General features: G+C 70.0%; 13 protein-coding genes. 6 read left to right on the top strand and 7 right to left on the bottom strand.

The features are described 5' to 3' along the window. Nucleotides 1-914: carbohydrate ABC transporter permease (locus ACT3SQ_RS15550; RefSeq protein ID WP_444601361.1), on the top strand; the 914-nt coding region annotated here is incomplete at its 5' end. Between the two features lie 92 nt (nucleotides 915-1,006). Beyond that, the gene (locus ACT3SQ_RS15545; RefSeq protein WP_441445026.1) at nucleotides 1,007-1,831 is read left to right on the top strand and encodes a carbohydrate ABC transporter permease; all 825 of its coding nucleotides are present in this window, start codon (nucleotides 1,007-1,009) and stop codon (nucleotides 1,829-1,831) included. Between the two features lie 126 nt (nucleotides 1,832-1,957). Here the strand turns inward: ACT3SQ_RS15545 and ACT3SQ_RS15540 are convergent, their stop codons facing one another. From ACT3SQ_RS15540 to ACT3SQ_RS15530, 3 genes are read right to left on the bottom strand one after another with little or no spacing between them, the layout of a single operon-like run. Beyond that, complete coding sequence (locus ACT3SQ_RS15540; RefSeq protein WP_444601360.1) at nucleotides 1,958-4,600, bottom strand: transglutaminase family protein; 2,643 nt, start codon at nucleotides 4,598-4,600, stop codon at nucleotides 1,958-1,960. Continuing rightward, nucleotides 4,597-5,952, bottom strand: coding sequence for a DUF58 domain-containing protein (locus ACT3SQ_RS15535; protein WP_441445028.1), 1,356 nt, complete (start codon nucleotides 5,950-5,952; stop codon nucleotides 4,597-4,599). The genes ACT3SQ_RS15540 and ACT3SQ_RS15535 overlap by 4 nt, the downstream gene beginning before the upstream one ends. Further along, the gene (locus ACT3SQ_RS15530; protein WP_441445029.1) at nucleotides 5,949-6,995 is read right to left on the bottom strand and encodes an AAA family ATPase; all 1,047 of its coding nucleotides are present in this window, start codon (nucleotides 6,993-6,995) and stop codon (nucleotides 5,949-5,951) included. Before ACT3SQ_RS15530 ends, ACT3SQ_RS15535 begins: the two co-directional genes overlap by 4 nt. Before the next feature lie 487 nt (nucleotides 6,996-7,482). Between ACT3SQ_RS15530 and ACT3SQ_RS15525 the strand changes: the two genes are divergently transcribed. Then, nucleotides 7,483-8,313 (top strand): LPXTG cell wall anchor domain-containing protein, encoded by an 831-nt coding sequence (locus tag ACT3SQ_RS15525; RefSeq protein WP_441445030.1) that lies wholly within the window; start codon nucleotides 7,483-7,485, stop codon nucleotides 8,311-8,313. 17 nt (nucleotides 8,314-8,330) lie between these two features. Here the strand turns inward: ACT3SQ_RS15525 and ACT3SQ_RS15520 are convergent, their stop codons facing one another. Further along, complete coding sequence (locus ACT3SQ_RS15520) at nucleotides 8,331-9,611, bottom strand: MFS transporter (RefSeq protein WP_444601359.1); 1,281 nt, start codon at nucleotides 9,609-9,611, stop codon at nucleotides 8,331-8,333. Nucleotides 9,612-9,793: 182 nt separating this feature from the next. On the opposite strand from ACT3SQ_RS15520, the gene ACT3SQ_RS15515 reads away from it, so the two are divergent. Continuing rightward, nucleotides 9,794-11,086: a Fic family protein gene (locus ACT3SQ_RS15515; RefSeq protein WP_444601358.1), complete on the top strand. Its 1,293-nt coding sequence runs from the start codon at nucleotides 9,794-9,796 to the stop codon at nucleotides 11,084-11,086. Nucleotides 11,087-11,159: 73 nt separating this feature from the next. Here the strand turns inward: ACT3SQ_RS15515 and ACT3SQ_RS15510 are convergent, their stop codons facing one another. The 3 genes from ACT3SQ_RS15510 to ACT3SQ_RS15500 form a co-directional block, all read right to left on the bottom strand. Further along, nucleotides 11,160-11,510 (bottom strand): type II toxin-antitoxin system PemK/MazF family toxin, encoded by a 351-nt coding sequence (locus ACT3SQ_RS15510; protein ID WP_444601357.1) that lies wholly within the window; start codon nucleotides 11,508-11,510, stop codon nucleotides 11,160-11,162. Then, on the bottom strand, nucleotides 11,492-11,728 hold the full coding sequence (locus ACT3SQ_RS15505) for a hypothetical protein (RefSeq protein WP_444601356.1): 237 nt from the start codon (nucleotides 11,726-11,728) through the stop codon (nucleotides 11,492-11,494). The genes ACT3SQ_RS15510 and ACT3SQ_RS15505 overlap by 19 nt, the downstream gene beginning before the upstream one ends. Nucleotides 11,729-11,817: 89 nt before the next feature. Then, nucleotides 11,818-12,489, bottom strand: coding sequence for a TetR/AcrR family transcriptional regulator (locus tag ACT3SQ_RS15500; RefSeq protein WP_444601355.1), 672 nt, complete (start codon nucleotides 12,487-12,489; stop codon nucleotides 11,818-11,820). Nucleotides 12,490-12,625: 136 nt separating this feature from the next. Between ACT3SQ_RS15500 and ACT3SQ_RS15495 the strand changes: the two genes are divergently transcribed. Together ACT3SQ_RS15495 and ACT3SQ_RS15490 are read left to right on the top strand one after the other, a co-directional pair. Beyond that, a complete protein-coding gene (locus ACT3SQ_RS15495) occupies nucleotides 12,626-13,450 on the top strand; it encodes a sugar phosphate isomerase/epimerase family protein (RefSeq protein ID WP_441445038.1) in 825 nt (274 codons plus the stop codon). Next, on the top strand, nucleotides 13,447-14,589 hold the full coding sequence (locus tag ACT3SQ_RS15490; RefSeq protein ID WP_444601354.1) for a Gfo/Idh/MocA family protein: 1,143 nt from the start codon (nucleotides 13,447-13,449) through the stop codon (nucleotides 14,587-14,589). Before ACT3SQ_RS15495 ends, ACT3SQ_RS15490 begins: the two co-directional genes overlap by 4 nt.

Raw genomic sequence — 14,589 nt, 5'->3', positions numbered from 1 at the left:
GTCCGGGCGCACGAGCCGACGGCGCCGCGGGGGCGCCCCGCCGTCGTCGGCCCCTGCAGCGAGCCCGGGCACGCGCCGGGATGATCCTGGTCGCTCCGGCGGTCCTGTACGTGATCGTCTTCCAGCTGATCCCGGTGGTCTACGGATTCCTGCTCAGCTTCACCAGGTACAGCCCGCTGCAACGCGGAGCCCCCACCTTCATCGGGCTCGATAACTACCTGGGGCTGCTGAAGGATGCAGACTTCCTCAACGCCCTGTGGGTGACCCTGCGCTACACCCTGCAGGTCCTGCCCTTCACGGTGGCGATCGCCCTCGTCCTCGCGCTGCTGGCGAACCGTCCGTTTCGCGGCGTGGGCCTTTTCCGCACAGCCCTCTACATCCCCCACATCGTCTCGCTCACCGCCGTGAGCATGATCTGGCTGTGGATGTACTCGCAGAACGGCCTGTTCAACGACCTTCTCGAGGTGATCGGGATGGGGCCGCAGCGATGGCTGAACGATCCGGAGACGGCCCTGAACGGGGTCTCCGTGATGCGGATCTGGAAGGCGCTCGGCTCCAACATGGTGCTGCTGCTGGCTGGGCTGCAGACCATCCCGAAGGAGCTTTATGAGGCCGCGAGCATCGACGGCTCAAGCCGCTGGCAGCAGTTCCGCTATGTCACCCTGCCGGGGCTGCGCCCGATGCTCGTCTACGTGGTGGCGATGGACATCATCTTCCTGTCCCAGAGCTTCGCGGAGATCTTCGTGCTGACTTCTGGCGGGCCGTTGGACTCCACCACCACCGTGAACTATCTGATCTACACCGAGGCCTTCGACTACAGCAGCATGGGCTCCGCCTCGGCCATGGCCTTCGTGCTGTTCGCGTTCATCGCAGGACTCACACTGATCGCGCTGCGCGCCGGGAGGGAACGATGAGCACTGAAGGCACGATGAGCACTGCTTCCACACTCCGACCTCGGCGATTCCGGGTCACCCGGACCGGCCGGACTCGGATCCTGAACTTACTCTTGCTCCTCATCGCCACGGCGCTGGTGCTCTTCCCGTTCCTCTGGATGGTGAGCCTTGCGTTCACCCCTGCGGAGGCCGCCTTCCGGGATGTGAAGCTGTGGCCCGACTCGCCGACGCTCGACAACTTCGTCACCGCGCTCACCGTCGGCAACCTGAGCCGGGCCTTCCTGAACTCGACGCTGGTGGCGCTGCTGTCGGTGCTGACCAACTGCCTGATCACGGTCGCTGCCGGATACGCCTTCGCCCACCTGCCCTTCCGCGGCAGCAATGTGCTGTTCTACGTGGTGATCGCCACCGCCGCGATCCCGGTCGCGGTCACCCTTATCCCGCTGTTCCTGATGGTCTCGAACTTCCCCCTCATGGGCGGAAACGACATTCTGGGCCGCGGCGGCAGCGGGCTGGTCGACTCTCTCGGCGGCATCGCGATCCCCTACCTAGTGGGGACCATGAGCATCTTCCTGGTGCGCCAGTTCTACAAGGGGATGAGCCCGGAGCTGTCCGAGGCGGCACGCATCGACGGTGCGGGCGAGCTGCGGATCTTCTGGTCGATCTTCATGCCTCTGTCCAAGCCGATCATCGCGGTGGTCGCGATCTTCTCGTTCACCGGGGTGTGGGACGACCTGCTCTGGCCGCTGGTGGTCTCCTCGTCCCCCAAGAGCCAGACAGTGCAGCTGGCCCTGACCGGCTTCAGCCAGAGCGGCAACATCCAGTACGCCCCGTTGATGGCCGCGACGATCATCGTCACCGTCCCGGTGTTGCTGGTGTTCCTGCTCAACCAGCGCCACTTCATCTCCGGCCTCTCGGAGGGCGCGGTGAAGGGCTGAGCGTGCGCCATCTGGCGGACTCGCAAGACATGTGCGCTCTCCTTCCACCTCTGGAAAGCAGAGCGCACATGCCTGTCGGGTTACAGGGACGCCGCGCCACCGGGGCCGGTCACCGGGGGAAGGCCGTCACCGGGCGTTGCGGATGAGCTCGATGACCTGGTCCGAGTCGTTGCGCAGCGGATGTCGAGGCCGCTCACTCTGCGCCGACGCGGGCGCGGGCGAGGGCGTGGAAGAACTCTCCGAGCCCGGGGCGGGCGCTGAGGCGGGGCCCGGGGCGGGCGCTGAGGCGGGCGCCGGGGTGGGCTCGTCCGGCAGGGGCGCGGCGTAAGTCGCGTCGGTGTAGGCGGCGGCGATGCGGGCGGCGGCGGCGCGCTGCTCGGCGGTGACGTCGAGCGTACCGGCGCCGATCTGGTCGAGCAGGTCCGTGAGGGCACGGGCAGGCGGCAGTGCGGGGTCGAGCCGGATCCGGAGGGGCGGCCGTCCCCAGGCTCCGGTGATGCTGAGCCAGCGGATCGCAGTCTCCCGCACGGCCAGCTCGCGGGTCAGCTCCGACCAGGCCAGCTCTCCGGCGCGGCGATGCATCCGCTCGGCGGCCAGGGCCGAGGCGTTCGCGACTCCGCCAGCACCGTCTCCCCCAGCGCCGTCACCACCAGCGCCGTCACCGCCAGTACCGCCTCCGCCAGGGCCGCCTCGCCCCGCGCCGCTGCCCCGTCCCAGCAGCGCTGCCCAGCGCTCGTCACGGGCCTGCATTCGGCGGCGTCGGATCAGGATCACTGCTGCCGCAGCGGCCGCGGCCAGCAGCGTGCCGATCCCGAGGATGCCCATCACGCCTCCGCCGAGGCGCTCCACGGTCTCCTCGGAGGGGCCCGCGCCGCCGCCGTCGGACGTCTCCGCGGCGGAGGTGTCCTCGGTGGTCTGCTCGTCGGTGGTGCCCTCCTCGCTGCTGGGCGTCTCCTCGGTGGGCTGATCCGACTCCTCCGGGTCCTCGGGTGCGGAATCGGGGGCGTCCTGCGGGGTGCTCGCGTCGGTGACACCGGGCGGGTTCACGCCGTTCGCCGCGGCGGCCGGGGTCGGCTCGAAGCGCACCCAGCCGTGCTCGGGGCCGAACCACACCTCGGGCCAGGCGTGGGCGTTCTTCGCGCTGACCCTCCATTCGTCGCCGTCCTGCTCTCCGGCGGTGAAGCCGATGACCACGCGGGCGGGGTAGCCCTGTGAGGTCATCATCAGTGCGAACGCCGCGGCGAACTGCTCGCAGTATCCGATGCGGTCGGTGAGGAAGGACTCCAGCGGGTCCTCGCCCGGGGCGGAGTTGACCGTGAGCGAGTAGGCGAAGGAGTTGCGGAAGTAGTCCTGATAGGCGACGGCGGTGTCGAAGCCGTTCTCGGCGCCCGCGCTGGCGGCGACGGTGGTGGCGAGCTCGGTGGCGACCTCGGGCACCTCGTCCTGGGAGGTGTAGCCCACCTCGAAGGGCTGCTCGAACACGGCGGGATCCACGGCACGCAGCTGCTCGGCGGTCGAGCTGCGCTGCTCGGAGGCGACGCTGTAACGCTCCCCGATCAACCCTGCGGAGACATGGTTCAGGGCGACCTCTCCGTGGGAGGGCTGGAGGATCATCGCCCGGTTCAGGTCCCGGTCTGAGGCCTGGATCTCGCGCACGTTGTCCGGCACGGGGAGGCGATCACCGGCGAAGCTGGTGATGTCGATGGTGGTGTCGATGAAGTCGTCGGCGCTGCCGTGCACAGCCACTCCGTCATCGCGGGAGTCGCTGAAGGCGGCGCGACCGAGCACCAGCCCCTCCCCCTCGACGTCGCCGCGGAACGTCTCGCCGTCGAAGCGGTTCAGGGCGCGCAGGCGCAGGTAGGAAGGATCCTCGGCGGTGGTGGTGTAGCGCAGCACCTCGGTGTCCTCCTGCTGGAGGAGCGAGCGGCGCACGGAGACGTCGTCGTCGATCATCACCGCGCCGAGCGCCGGGGCGTCGGGGTCCTGCCAGCGCTGCAGCAGGTCCATGTTCAGGGCGATCCGTGCGGGCGCCAGCTGCGGCAGCGCAGGGGCCAGCAGCGGGCTGAGCCCCGCCACCAGCGCCACGCAGAGCACGGTCACGGCGAGGGTGCGGCCGGGGTGGGCGGCGGGGCCCGCCTGCGGCCGACGATCCCCGCGGATGTAGCTCGGATCTGCGTGGACGGTGCGGGTGGCGAGGATGGCGACACCGGCGAGGACGGGGGCGGTGACATGCCACCAGGGACCACCGGAGGGCTGCTGGAGTGCGGGCACCAGGATCGCGCCCATCAGCAGCAGACCGGTGGGGGTGTGCCATCCCAGGTCCAGGTACATCAGGTCCAGCAGCAGCGTCACCAGCGCGATCACCGCCACCACGAGCACGGTGCCGGGCGCGCCGAGGGTCAGCGGGGCCATGCCGGTGACCAGTTCGTTGACTCCGCGGCTGAAGATCTCGCCCTGGTCGCGGAGCACCTGGAGCGGGCCGTGCTGCCAGCGGGTGAGGCCCTGGGCGATCTCGACCACCAGCACCAGCACCACGATCAGCCCCAGCTGGGCCAGGGGCACCAGCATCAGGGGGCGCAGCAGGCGTCGCAGCACGATCCCGCCGAGGATGACCGGGGCGGAGGCGGTGAGCGTCAGCAGCAGCCAGGAGGAGCCCGCCAGCAGCTGGGAGGTGGGGGCGGAGGCGAGCAGCAGGGCGGCCAGCAGCAGCAGGGCGCGGCCGATCAGGTGGAGGCCTTCGAGGGTGGGCCGGCCCATCAGGGGGCTCACGGCGCTTCCTCCTCGGCGGTGGTCAGCAGGTCATCGAGGGTGTCGGCGGTGGTGCCCCGCACCAGGGTCCAGGCCCCGAACTGGGACTGGGTGGGGGTGTGCCGGGCGCGGATCGTCTGCAGCTCGCGGACGTGCTGCTCATGGGCGTGGCCGAAGTCCTCGCCGTCGGCCGGGCCGATGCGGCGGGCCGGAGGCGGGTGCGGCGCCTCGTCTCCGTCGTCCTCGAGGGCGGGGCGCAGCGCGATCGCGGTGCGGTGGGTGGAGCGGCCTGCGAAGCGGTCCAGGTCCAGGCCCGAGAAGGGTTCGCCGTCATCTGGCCCCAGGGCTATCGCGAGCGCGGTGTGGCCGGCGGCGTGATCCTGGCCGATACCGCCGGAGGCGTCGTCGTCGAAGTCCACCTCCGCGAGGGCGAGAAGGGAGGCGCGCTGCTCGACGGCGTCCGCTTCGCTGCCCAGCGGCGAGGGGCCGGGGATGCCGCGGCGGCGGCCGCTGCGGGTGATCTCGTCCCCGGAGGCGTCCACGATCCGCACCTCCCAGCCGTTCAGGCCCAGCGCGTCCAGCACGGTCGCGGCGTGGGAGACGAGCGCGTCCTCGACCTGGCCGGAGGGGTTCTCGCGGCGGCTGGTATCCAGCACGATCACGGCGCTGTGGCCGGCGGCGGGTTCGTCCTCACGGGTCATCAGCTGGCCGGTGCGGGCGCTCGCGCGCCAGTGGATGCGGCGGATGTCGTCGCCGCTGGCGTAGGGGCGGGCGATGGGTCCGATCTCGCCGACACCCGGGGCGGGGGCGGCGCTGAATGCGCCCTCGCGGGTGATGCCGGTGGCGCGCTCGGCAGCCGGGGCCATCTCGGAGACCACCGGCAGCCCGGTCAGCGCCAGGCCGTCCTCGACGGTGCGGCGCAGGTGGAACAGCCCCAGCACGTCGCGCACGATCAGGGAGTAGGGGCCGAGCTCGTGGGCGCCACGGCGGCCGACGCGCAGCACGTGCGGCATCTGCCTGTTCAGCGGCAGGTCTCCCTGGCCGCCGAGCTCCTCGGGCAGGTGCTCGCGGGCGATGCCGCGGCCCAGCGGGACCACGGTGATCCAGGCGGTCCCGGTGAGCTCGAGCATCACCCGGGCGACGGAGCCGACGGGGACGGCGTCGTCCACCAGGCGGCGAGTGGGGCGCAGGCCCACGCTGCTCACCGCGATCCCGATCGCGCCGATCACCAGCATCAGCAGCAGAGCGGCGGCGAGCTGGCGCAGGGGCGTCACCCGGGCCAGGTCGCCCAGCACCCACAGCGCCCCGCAGCCCACGAGCACGACGATGCCGCGCCCGGTGGGGCGGAAGCGGGTGCCGGGGCGCGGATTCACGCCTGCGGGGTGCTGCGCAGCACCTGGTCGACCAGCTCCCCGGCGCTGGCCCCACGGGAGAGGGCCTGGGGGGTGAGGTGCATGCGGTGACGCCACACGGGCATGATCACGGCGGCGACGTCCTCCGGGGTGACGAAGGTGCGCCGGGCGAGCACGGCGTTCGCCTTCGCGGCGCGCACCAGGTGCACCGCAGCGCGCGGTGAGGCGCCGAGGGTGACCTGCGGGTGGGAGCGGGTGGCCTCAGCCAGCCGCACGACGTACTCCAGGATCACCGGGGAGGCGTAGACGCTGCGGACCGCACGTACGTGGGCGGCGATCTGTTCCGGCCTGGTGCGCTCGGTGACGGCATCGACCAGGTCGTGGTCCCCGTCGCGCACCGGTCCGGCTTGGGCGGCGAGCATCCGCACCTCGGCCGATGCCACCGGGTAGCCCATGGTGGTCTGGGCCAGGAAGCGGTCGCGCTGCGCCTCGGGCAGCCGGTAGGTGCCCTCCATCTCCACGGGGTTGGCGGTGGCGACCACCATGAACGGCTCGGCCAGAGGGTAGGTGGTGCCGTCGACGCTGACCTGCCGCTCCTCCATCGCCTCGAGCAGCGCGGACTGAGTCTTCGGGGAGGCGCGGTTGATCTCGTCGGCCAGCAGGATCTGGGTGAACACCGCCCCGGGGCGGAACTCGAACTCGCTGGTGGCCTGGTTGAACACGCTCGCGCCGGTGACATCCCCGGGCAGCAGGTCGGGGGTGAACTGGATGCGGTGACGCTCGGCGCCGAGCGCTGCGGCCAGGGACTTGGCGAGCATCGTCTTGCCCACGCCCGGGATGTCCTCGATCAGCAGGTGACCGCCGGCCAGCAGCACCAGCACGGCGATCCGGGCCACCTCGTCCTTGCCCTCGACGATGGTCGCGATCTCGCGGATCACCGATTCGGCCTCGGTGGCGATCTCGCGCGCCTGCTCCTGGGTGAGTCCGACACCCAGCTCGCGGGCCCGGTTCTGCGGATGCCACGGGTCATGGGGGGCCTCGACGGCGACGTCGTCCTGGGTCATGTCGTGCTCCTCCGAGTGACCACCGTGACAGGTGTTCATGAAAAGTTTGCCCCGAGATGAACTCCTCGGGACCCACGCGGCGGCATCGCCTCATACAGTATGACTGGTTCCAAATGTCTTCTGAGGAGTTCCGATGATCGTCCGTAGTGACCGGACCGCCCTCCGTGGCGGTGCGGGACTCCTCCTCGTCGCGGCCTGCCTCGTGGGCCCCGCGGCCGCTCAGGCGGAGCCGGCACCGGCGGAGATCGCTCCGATGCAGGGCGGGGCGGCGTGTGAGGGGATGAATCCGAGTGCTTCGGTCAGCGCTCAGTCGATCGAACTCGGGTCCTCCGTGACTATCACTGGCACCTGCTTCGACGCACGCAGCTTCGCGACGATCACCATCGTCACTCCGAAAGGTCCGGTTCAACTCGATGGACTGGAAACTGATTCTGAGGGGACCGCGTCCTGGAGCTACCAGCCAACGACCGGCGGAGATTTTAGCGCGGTGATCGACGTGGGCCAGCAGCAGGCGACCGGATCGTTCACGGTGACCGACGAGTCCGCGGAACCAGACCCGGAGCCGACACCCGATCCGGAGCCCACGCCAGACCCAGAGCCGACGCCGGATCCTGAGCCCACGCCGGAGCCAGAGCCGACGCAGGAACCGACGCCCGAACCCACACCGGAGCCGACCCCTACCCCCGAGCCGACGCCGACCCCCGAGCCGACGCCGGAGCCGACGCCAACCCCCGAGCCGACGCCGGAGCCGACGCCGACGCCGGATCCGACGACCGGTCCCGGCGAGGACGATTCGCCTGCCTCACCGAGTCCGTCCACCTCGGCGAGCCCGGACCCGGCACCGACCACACCCACCGCGCCGTCCCCCGGCGCGGAGGATGATCCGGCGCCGACGGCGGGCGCCAGCCCCACCGCGTCCGAGCAGACGCCCTCCGCGCCCGCCGCGGCAGCCCCCGGCCCGGCGACCAACGACTTCCCGGCCGCAGCCCCTGAGTACACCGCGGAGCAGCGGGAGGCGGCCTCGCTCGCCGTGCTGATGACCTCGCTGTTCGCACACGGAGTCTCGAACGGCCAGGTGGGCATCTCCCCCGCCGAGGCCGGAACCCCGAATGCTGATGGCACCGTCGGTGGCGGCAGCAATACTGAGGGCAGCAGCGCCGGAGAAGACGATGCCGCTGACGGCAGCGAAGCATCCGACGGCGGTGGCGATGAGCTGGCGGAGACCGGCGCGTCGGCCGCGGGCCCTGCGGTGCTCGCGGCTCTCCTACTGGCCGGCGGGGCCGCTCTGCTCTGGCACCACCGCCGCCGCAACGGCTGAGCGGCGCCTGGCCGACCTCAGGCGCTGAGACCCCGCCTCGTCCGCAGCGCGACTAGCGCACCGATCAGCAGCGCGCCGAGCACCAGGGCGATCCCGCCCACGGCCACCGCGCCGCTCACCCCGAGCAGCGCTCCGAGCCAGGCGAGGGAGATGCCGTTGCCGGTGCGCATGCCGCTGCCGATCATCGAGTAGACCCCCACGACGCGTCCGCGCTGGTCCTCGGGGGCGCGCAGCTGCACGAGCGCCTGACCGATCGCGGTGGCGGCGAGGTTTGCGACCCCGCCGATCACGAGCGCGATCACCGCCACCGCGTAGTGGGTGGTGGTCGCGACGATCAGGGAGGTCAGTCCGAACATCACCGCAGCGATGACGGCGCCGCGCACGTCGACCTTGAGGATCCCGGTGGCCTCGAGCAGGAAGCCGCCCACGACTCCCCCGATCCCGTTGGCGAACAGCAGCGCGCCGTAGCCGAGCCCGCCCTCGTCGCCCGCGCCCAGAGTGTCGGCGAAGTTCGGCATCGACACCTGGAGCGAGGAGCCGACGCACACCGCGATCAGCCCCGCCAGGGCGATCATCCCCACCAGCACCTTGTCGTTGCCCACGGTGCGCAGCACGCGCGGGGTGTCGAGGATCGAGATCCGCTCGCGGTGCACGATCCCGCTGCGGGAGTGCCCGGTGAAGGGGGTGCGGAGCATCAGCAGCGTCATCGGCAGGTAGAACACGATGTTGGCGAGGATCCCGAACGTCGGCCCGAGCAGCAGCATCAGCACCGAGCCGACCACCGGCCCGGCGAGCACCCCGAGGCTCTTGAAGGTGGCGTTCAGCCGCACGGCGCTGGCCAGCTCGCGCGGCTCGGCGAAGTCATGGAGCATCAGCTGCTCGGCAGGGCCCCACAGCGCGCCGGCGCAGCCGTGCAGCACCAGCAGCACGCAGGCACTCCACATCTCCAGGGTGCCCGTGAGGAACAGCAGCCCCCAGGCCAGCGAGACGAACGCGAACAGCCCCTGGGCGATCTGGATGATGCGTCGGCAGTCGTACTTCTCCGCGAGGCCACCGAAGAGGACGGAGAACATCAGGAAGGGCAGCCAGTGGCTGATCACCTGGAAGCCCACCAGCCAGGGCGATTCGAACACCTGCCACAGCATCCAGTAGGTGATGACGTGCTCGATGTTGTCGCCCATCATCGAGAGTCCGGCGGTGACCAGGTAGGGGCGGGAGTGCTTGTCGCGCAGGGGGCCGAAGCGACGCGGGACCGACAGGTTCAGTGGACTCTGCTTTCCTCGTACAGGGGCGGGCACCGGCGATCGGGGATCGTTCGAAGGCGTTCCAGCGCTCGTCGCCCGGACCAGGTTACGTGGTGCCGCGTCGAGGGGCCGCGCCTCTCTCTGTAGTGCGTAAGGTGGGCGGCCCACTCGTTCCATCCAACTTTAAGCACTAAAGTTGGATCATCGGGCCACGATCACCACGTTAGGGGCTATGCATGGGGCACTTCACCTCGCAGTACTGGGAGAACCCCTATGACTCCGGCGTCCCCCGTGCAGATCGACGCTCGGGGGAATACCAGACCTACACGCCCTCCGCCCTCACCGGGATGAGGCTGGCGATCGGACCTGAGGTCGATGCCGAGGTCGCCGCCGCCGAACGCGCCGTGCGCGCACTGAACCGCGGCACATATCAGGATCTGGGCCTCGTCTCCCGGTTCCTGCTGCGCTCCGAAGCGATTGCGTCCTCCTATATCGAGGGGATCGCACCCAGCCCGAGGAACGTCGCTCTCGCCGAGCTCGCCCTCGAGGAGGATGTCCGCGGGCTCTCCGACACCGCTCAGCAGGTGGCGCGGAACATGACGATCGTGCGCGACGCTTCCGACGCCCTGTCCGAGAAGGAGGTCATCACCGTCGCAGATCTGGGTGCCCTGCAGGCATCGCTCATCCCGGCACCGACCGAGCTCCAGGGAGTGCGGGCAACGCAGAACTGGATCGGCGGCTCGCGCTACCACCCGCTCGAGGCCGCACACGTGCCTCCGCCGCCCGATGAGGTCCCCGCCCTGCTGGAGGACCTGGTGCGATACATGGCCGGTGCCACCCACTCACCGATCATCCAAGCGGCACTCGCGCACGCCCAGTTCGAGACGATCCACCCGTTCCCCGATGGCAACGGCCGCGTCGGTCGAGCCCTGATCCACACGGTGCTCACCCGCCGGGGCCTCACCGCAGAAGCGATCCTTCCGGTGAGCCTGGTGCTGGCGACCCTTCATGAGGAATACATCGATGGCCTGGATTCGTTCCGTGTCGAGGGAGGACCGGAGTCGCCACAGGTCTTCGCAGCGATCGAGACCCGGGTGAGCACTTTCGCGAATGCCGTGAGAATTGCTGCGGAGCAGGCCGCAGGCCTCGAGCGGCGCCTGGCAGAGCTGCGCGAGGAATGGTCGCGCATCATCTCGGAGGCTCGGCGCCGGGAGGGCAAGGTCCGGGCGACTCGGCGGAACTCGGCGCTGTCCACGATCCTCGACTCGCTGCCGGGCACCCCCGTGCTCACCACCTCCACTGTGACGCGCGTGCACGGAGTGACGACGACCGCCGCCCAGAACGCCCTTGCCCAGCTCACGGAGTACGGGATTTTGGAGACGATCTCGATCGGTCGTGCCCAGCGCGCCTACATGTCCCTCGACGTCCTGGATCTGCTCACCCGCAGCGAGCGCGCGATGGCGAGCAGGGACTTCGACACCGCCAGCTCGCCACCGATGCGCCCCGTGCCCGTACCGCGCGTGCGCTGAGCTCCGTGGGCTCACGAAACCGTCCCCGCTGCGACGCTCGCACCGTCAGGGGTCCAGCCTCGAGCGGGGGACGTCAGAGATCGAGGACGAAGCGAAGGGCCCGGTCGATCGTGCTCATCTCCTCGGGACCCAGCATTCCCCGTCGAGTCACGAGCCGCTCCGTCGAGACCGTCCTCAGCTGGTCGCACCGAGCGTGCGAGGTGTGCCCCAGACCGCTACCTCCAGGCTCCACTTCTACGTGACTGCGCAGCCCGTAGGCAGCAGAGGTGATCGGCACAACCATGACAAGGCCGCCGGGACCGTTGTTCAGGATGTCCACCGACACCACGACGGCCGGTCGTCGGAACGCCGGCTCGTGGCCGATGGGCCGGCCGAGGTCGACGTCGTAGACCTCTCCCCGCCAGATCACGACAGCGCGTCCCACTCCTGCCGCTCCGCCACGTACTTCTCCCATCGCTCGGGATTCTCACGCAGTCGCGCATAATCGGCGGTGAGTCCCTGCAGGAACTCCTGCTTCTCGAGCGCGTCGATCGCGACGTGGACGATATCGATGACCGACGTGCCGCGGGACTTGGCGAGAACCTGGAGGCGCTCGGAATCGGCCCGACGAACTCTGACGGTGGTGGTCTCTGAAGCAGCCATCCATCGACTGTAGACGAAATGTCTACACTTGGTGGCGCGGCAACTGGACGAGAGCGAGGGCGGGCAGGGGCCCTACCTCGCGCAGCAGTTCACGGCGCTAGCAGCACCGCGAACGTCTCGAGGGTCTCCTGCAGTTCGATCGACGGCTCGAGCAGCCACTGGATCTGCAGGCCATCGCTCGCGGCGACGATCAGCGCGGCGGTGCGGGCGGGGTCCACGTCGCCCCGCACCAGCCCGGTGGCCTGATCGTCGCGCAGGCGCTGCTCTAGGTCGGTGCGCACCTGCTCGAACCGGGTGGTGAAGTACTCCTTGGCGGGGCCCGCTTCGGCCTCCAACGAGGTCGCCACGAGCGTGGAGTAGAGCTGCACCAGGCCCGGGACCTCGAGGTTCGCAAGCGCCGCGTTCGCCATCACGTCGACCGAGCGCACATGGCTCTGGTCGCCGCGCTCGAGGTCGCGCCGATACTCGGCGTGCTCGTAGACGGCGACCAGCAGCTCCTCGCGGGAGGAGAAGTAGTGCAGCAGCGCGCCATGGGAGATGCCGATGGCCTCGGCGATGCGGCGCAGGGAGGTGCCGTCGGCGCCGCGTCGGCGGAACACCTCGATGGCGCGGTCGAGGATCTCCTGGCGGCGGGCGATGCCCTTGGAGTAGGAGCCCGCGCGACCGATGCGGGGCGGCGCGGCGGCCGACGGGCCCGGCTCGACAGCGGCGGCTGCCGGCCCCTTCTCCGCGGCCTCGGCCGGCGCATCCTCGGTGCTCATGAGGCCAATGTACCCATGACTCGAACTGCTCTGCAGGAAAAACCTCCAACTGGTGGGTTTGCTGTTATTCTGGCCGCCATGCGCCTTCGGTGACGCGGCGCACTCTCTGACAACGACGTACGAAAGCAGGTTCGACGTGGCACTGCCTCTCGCCTCCGTCCAGCTGTACACGCTGGCCGCGGAGTTCTCCGCCGACATGAACGGCTCCCTCGACAAGCTCGCGAAGATCGGCCTGAAGAACGTCGAGGCCTTCGACTTCGTGCGCCGTCCGAAGGAGATCCGCGCTGCGCTGGACGCTTCCGGCCTCTCGTCCCCCACCGGGCACGCCCCGCTGCTCTCCGATGAGCTGTGGACCCCGGACGGCTCCATCCCCACCCCGGCCAACGAGGTCGTCTTCGAGGCTGCAGCCGAGATCGGCATGAAGACCGTCATCGACCCGATGGTCCCCACCGAGCGCTGGCTCACCGAGGACGGCGTGAAGGACATCGCCGAGCGCCTCAACGCCGCCTCAGAGAAGGCGAAGGAGTTCGGCCTCACCGTCGGCTACCACAACCACGCCCAGGAGTTCCTCGCGGACTTCGACGGCCAGACCGCCTACCAGCGCTTCCTGTCGCTGGTGGATCCGTCGGTCGCGATCGAGCTGGACCTCTACTGGGCCCTCGTCGGCGGTCAGGACGTCGTGGCACTGGTCAAGGAGCTCGGCGACCGCCTCGTGGCGATCCACGTCAAGGACGGCATCAAGCCCGAGTCCAACCCCTTCGCTCCGGGCGCCCCGAAGTTCGCCTCCACCAGCCTGGACCAGCGCCACGCCGGTGAGGGAGAGGTCCCCACCGTCGAGGCCATGAAGGCAGCGACGGGCGTCAAGTACGCCGTCATCGAGTACGACAACGCCCCGGGCGACGTCTTCGAGGACATCGAGAACAGCTACCGCTTCCTGATCGACGGAGGCCTCGCAGCATGAGCACCCCCTCCCCCTTCTCCGGCCCCGTGGGCGTCGGCTTCATCGGCGTCGGCGTCATCTCCGACACCTACCTGGAGAACCTGAACTCCTTCCCCGACGTCGAGGTGCTGATCCTCGGCGACATCAACACCGAGCGCGCCGCCGCCCAGGCCGCGAAGCACAACGTGCCCGCCTCCGGCACCGCGCAGGACGTGCTGGACCACCCGGGCGTGCAGGTCGTCGTGAACCTGACCCTGCCCGCAACCCACGTCGAGATCTCCTCCGCCGCGATCGCCGCGGGCAAGCATGTGTGGACCGAGAAGCCGCTGGGCATGGACCGCGAGTCCACCGCCGCGCTGCTGACGCAGGCCGACGAGGCCGGGCTGCGTGTGGGCTGCGCACCGGACACCGTGCTCGGGGCGGGCGTGCAGACCGCCAAGCGCGCGATCCTCGACGGTGTGATCGGTCGGCCGCTGTTCGCGCAGACCTCCATGCAGTGGCAGGGCCCCGAGGTGTTCCACCCGAACCCCGGCTTCCTGTTCGCCAAGGGCGCGGGGCCGCTGCTCGATATGGGCCCGTACTACTTCACCACTCTGGTCAGCCTGTTCGGCACCGTCGAGAAGGTCGCCGCGATCGGGCTGAAGGCCACCGAGGAGCGCATGATCCAGGTGGGCGACCAGGCAGGGACCACCTTCCCGGTCGAGGTGCCCTCGACGATCTCCGTGCTCACCCAGTTCGAGGGCGGCCAGACCGGCACCTCGCTGCTGAGCTTCGACTCGCCGCTGGCCCGCCAGGGCATCGTCGAGATCCACGGCACCGAGGGCTCGCTGGTGGTGCCCGATCCGAACATGTTCGAGGGCCGCATCGCCTATGTGCGCCCCTTCGACACCTTCGGCGAGCGCCCACCGGAGCAGGAATGGATCGAGATCCCGCAGGAGGGCCCGACCACCGGTCGCGGCCTGGGCCTGCTGGACATGATCCGCTCGATCCACGAGGATCGCGCGCACATCGCCACCGGCGAGGTGGGCTACCACGTCCTGGACATCATGCTCTCGGCCGAGGAGTCGGCGGCGAGCGGAGAGTTCGTCACTCTGAACTCCTCGGTGTCCGAGATCCCGGCCGTCCCCGCTGACTTCGACCCGCTGGCCCGCACGCTCTGA

This window comes from Brachybacterium sp. AOP42-C2-15, from assembly GCF_052377065.1.
Lineage (GTDB): Bacteria > Actinomycetota > Actinomycetes > Actinomycetales > Dermabacteraceae > Brachybacterium.
This window is presented reverse-complemented; position numbering and strand designations above follow the sequence as displayed.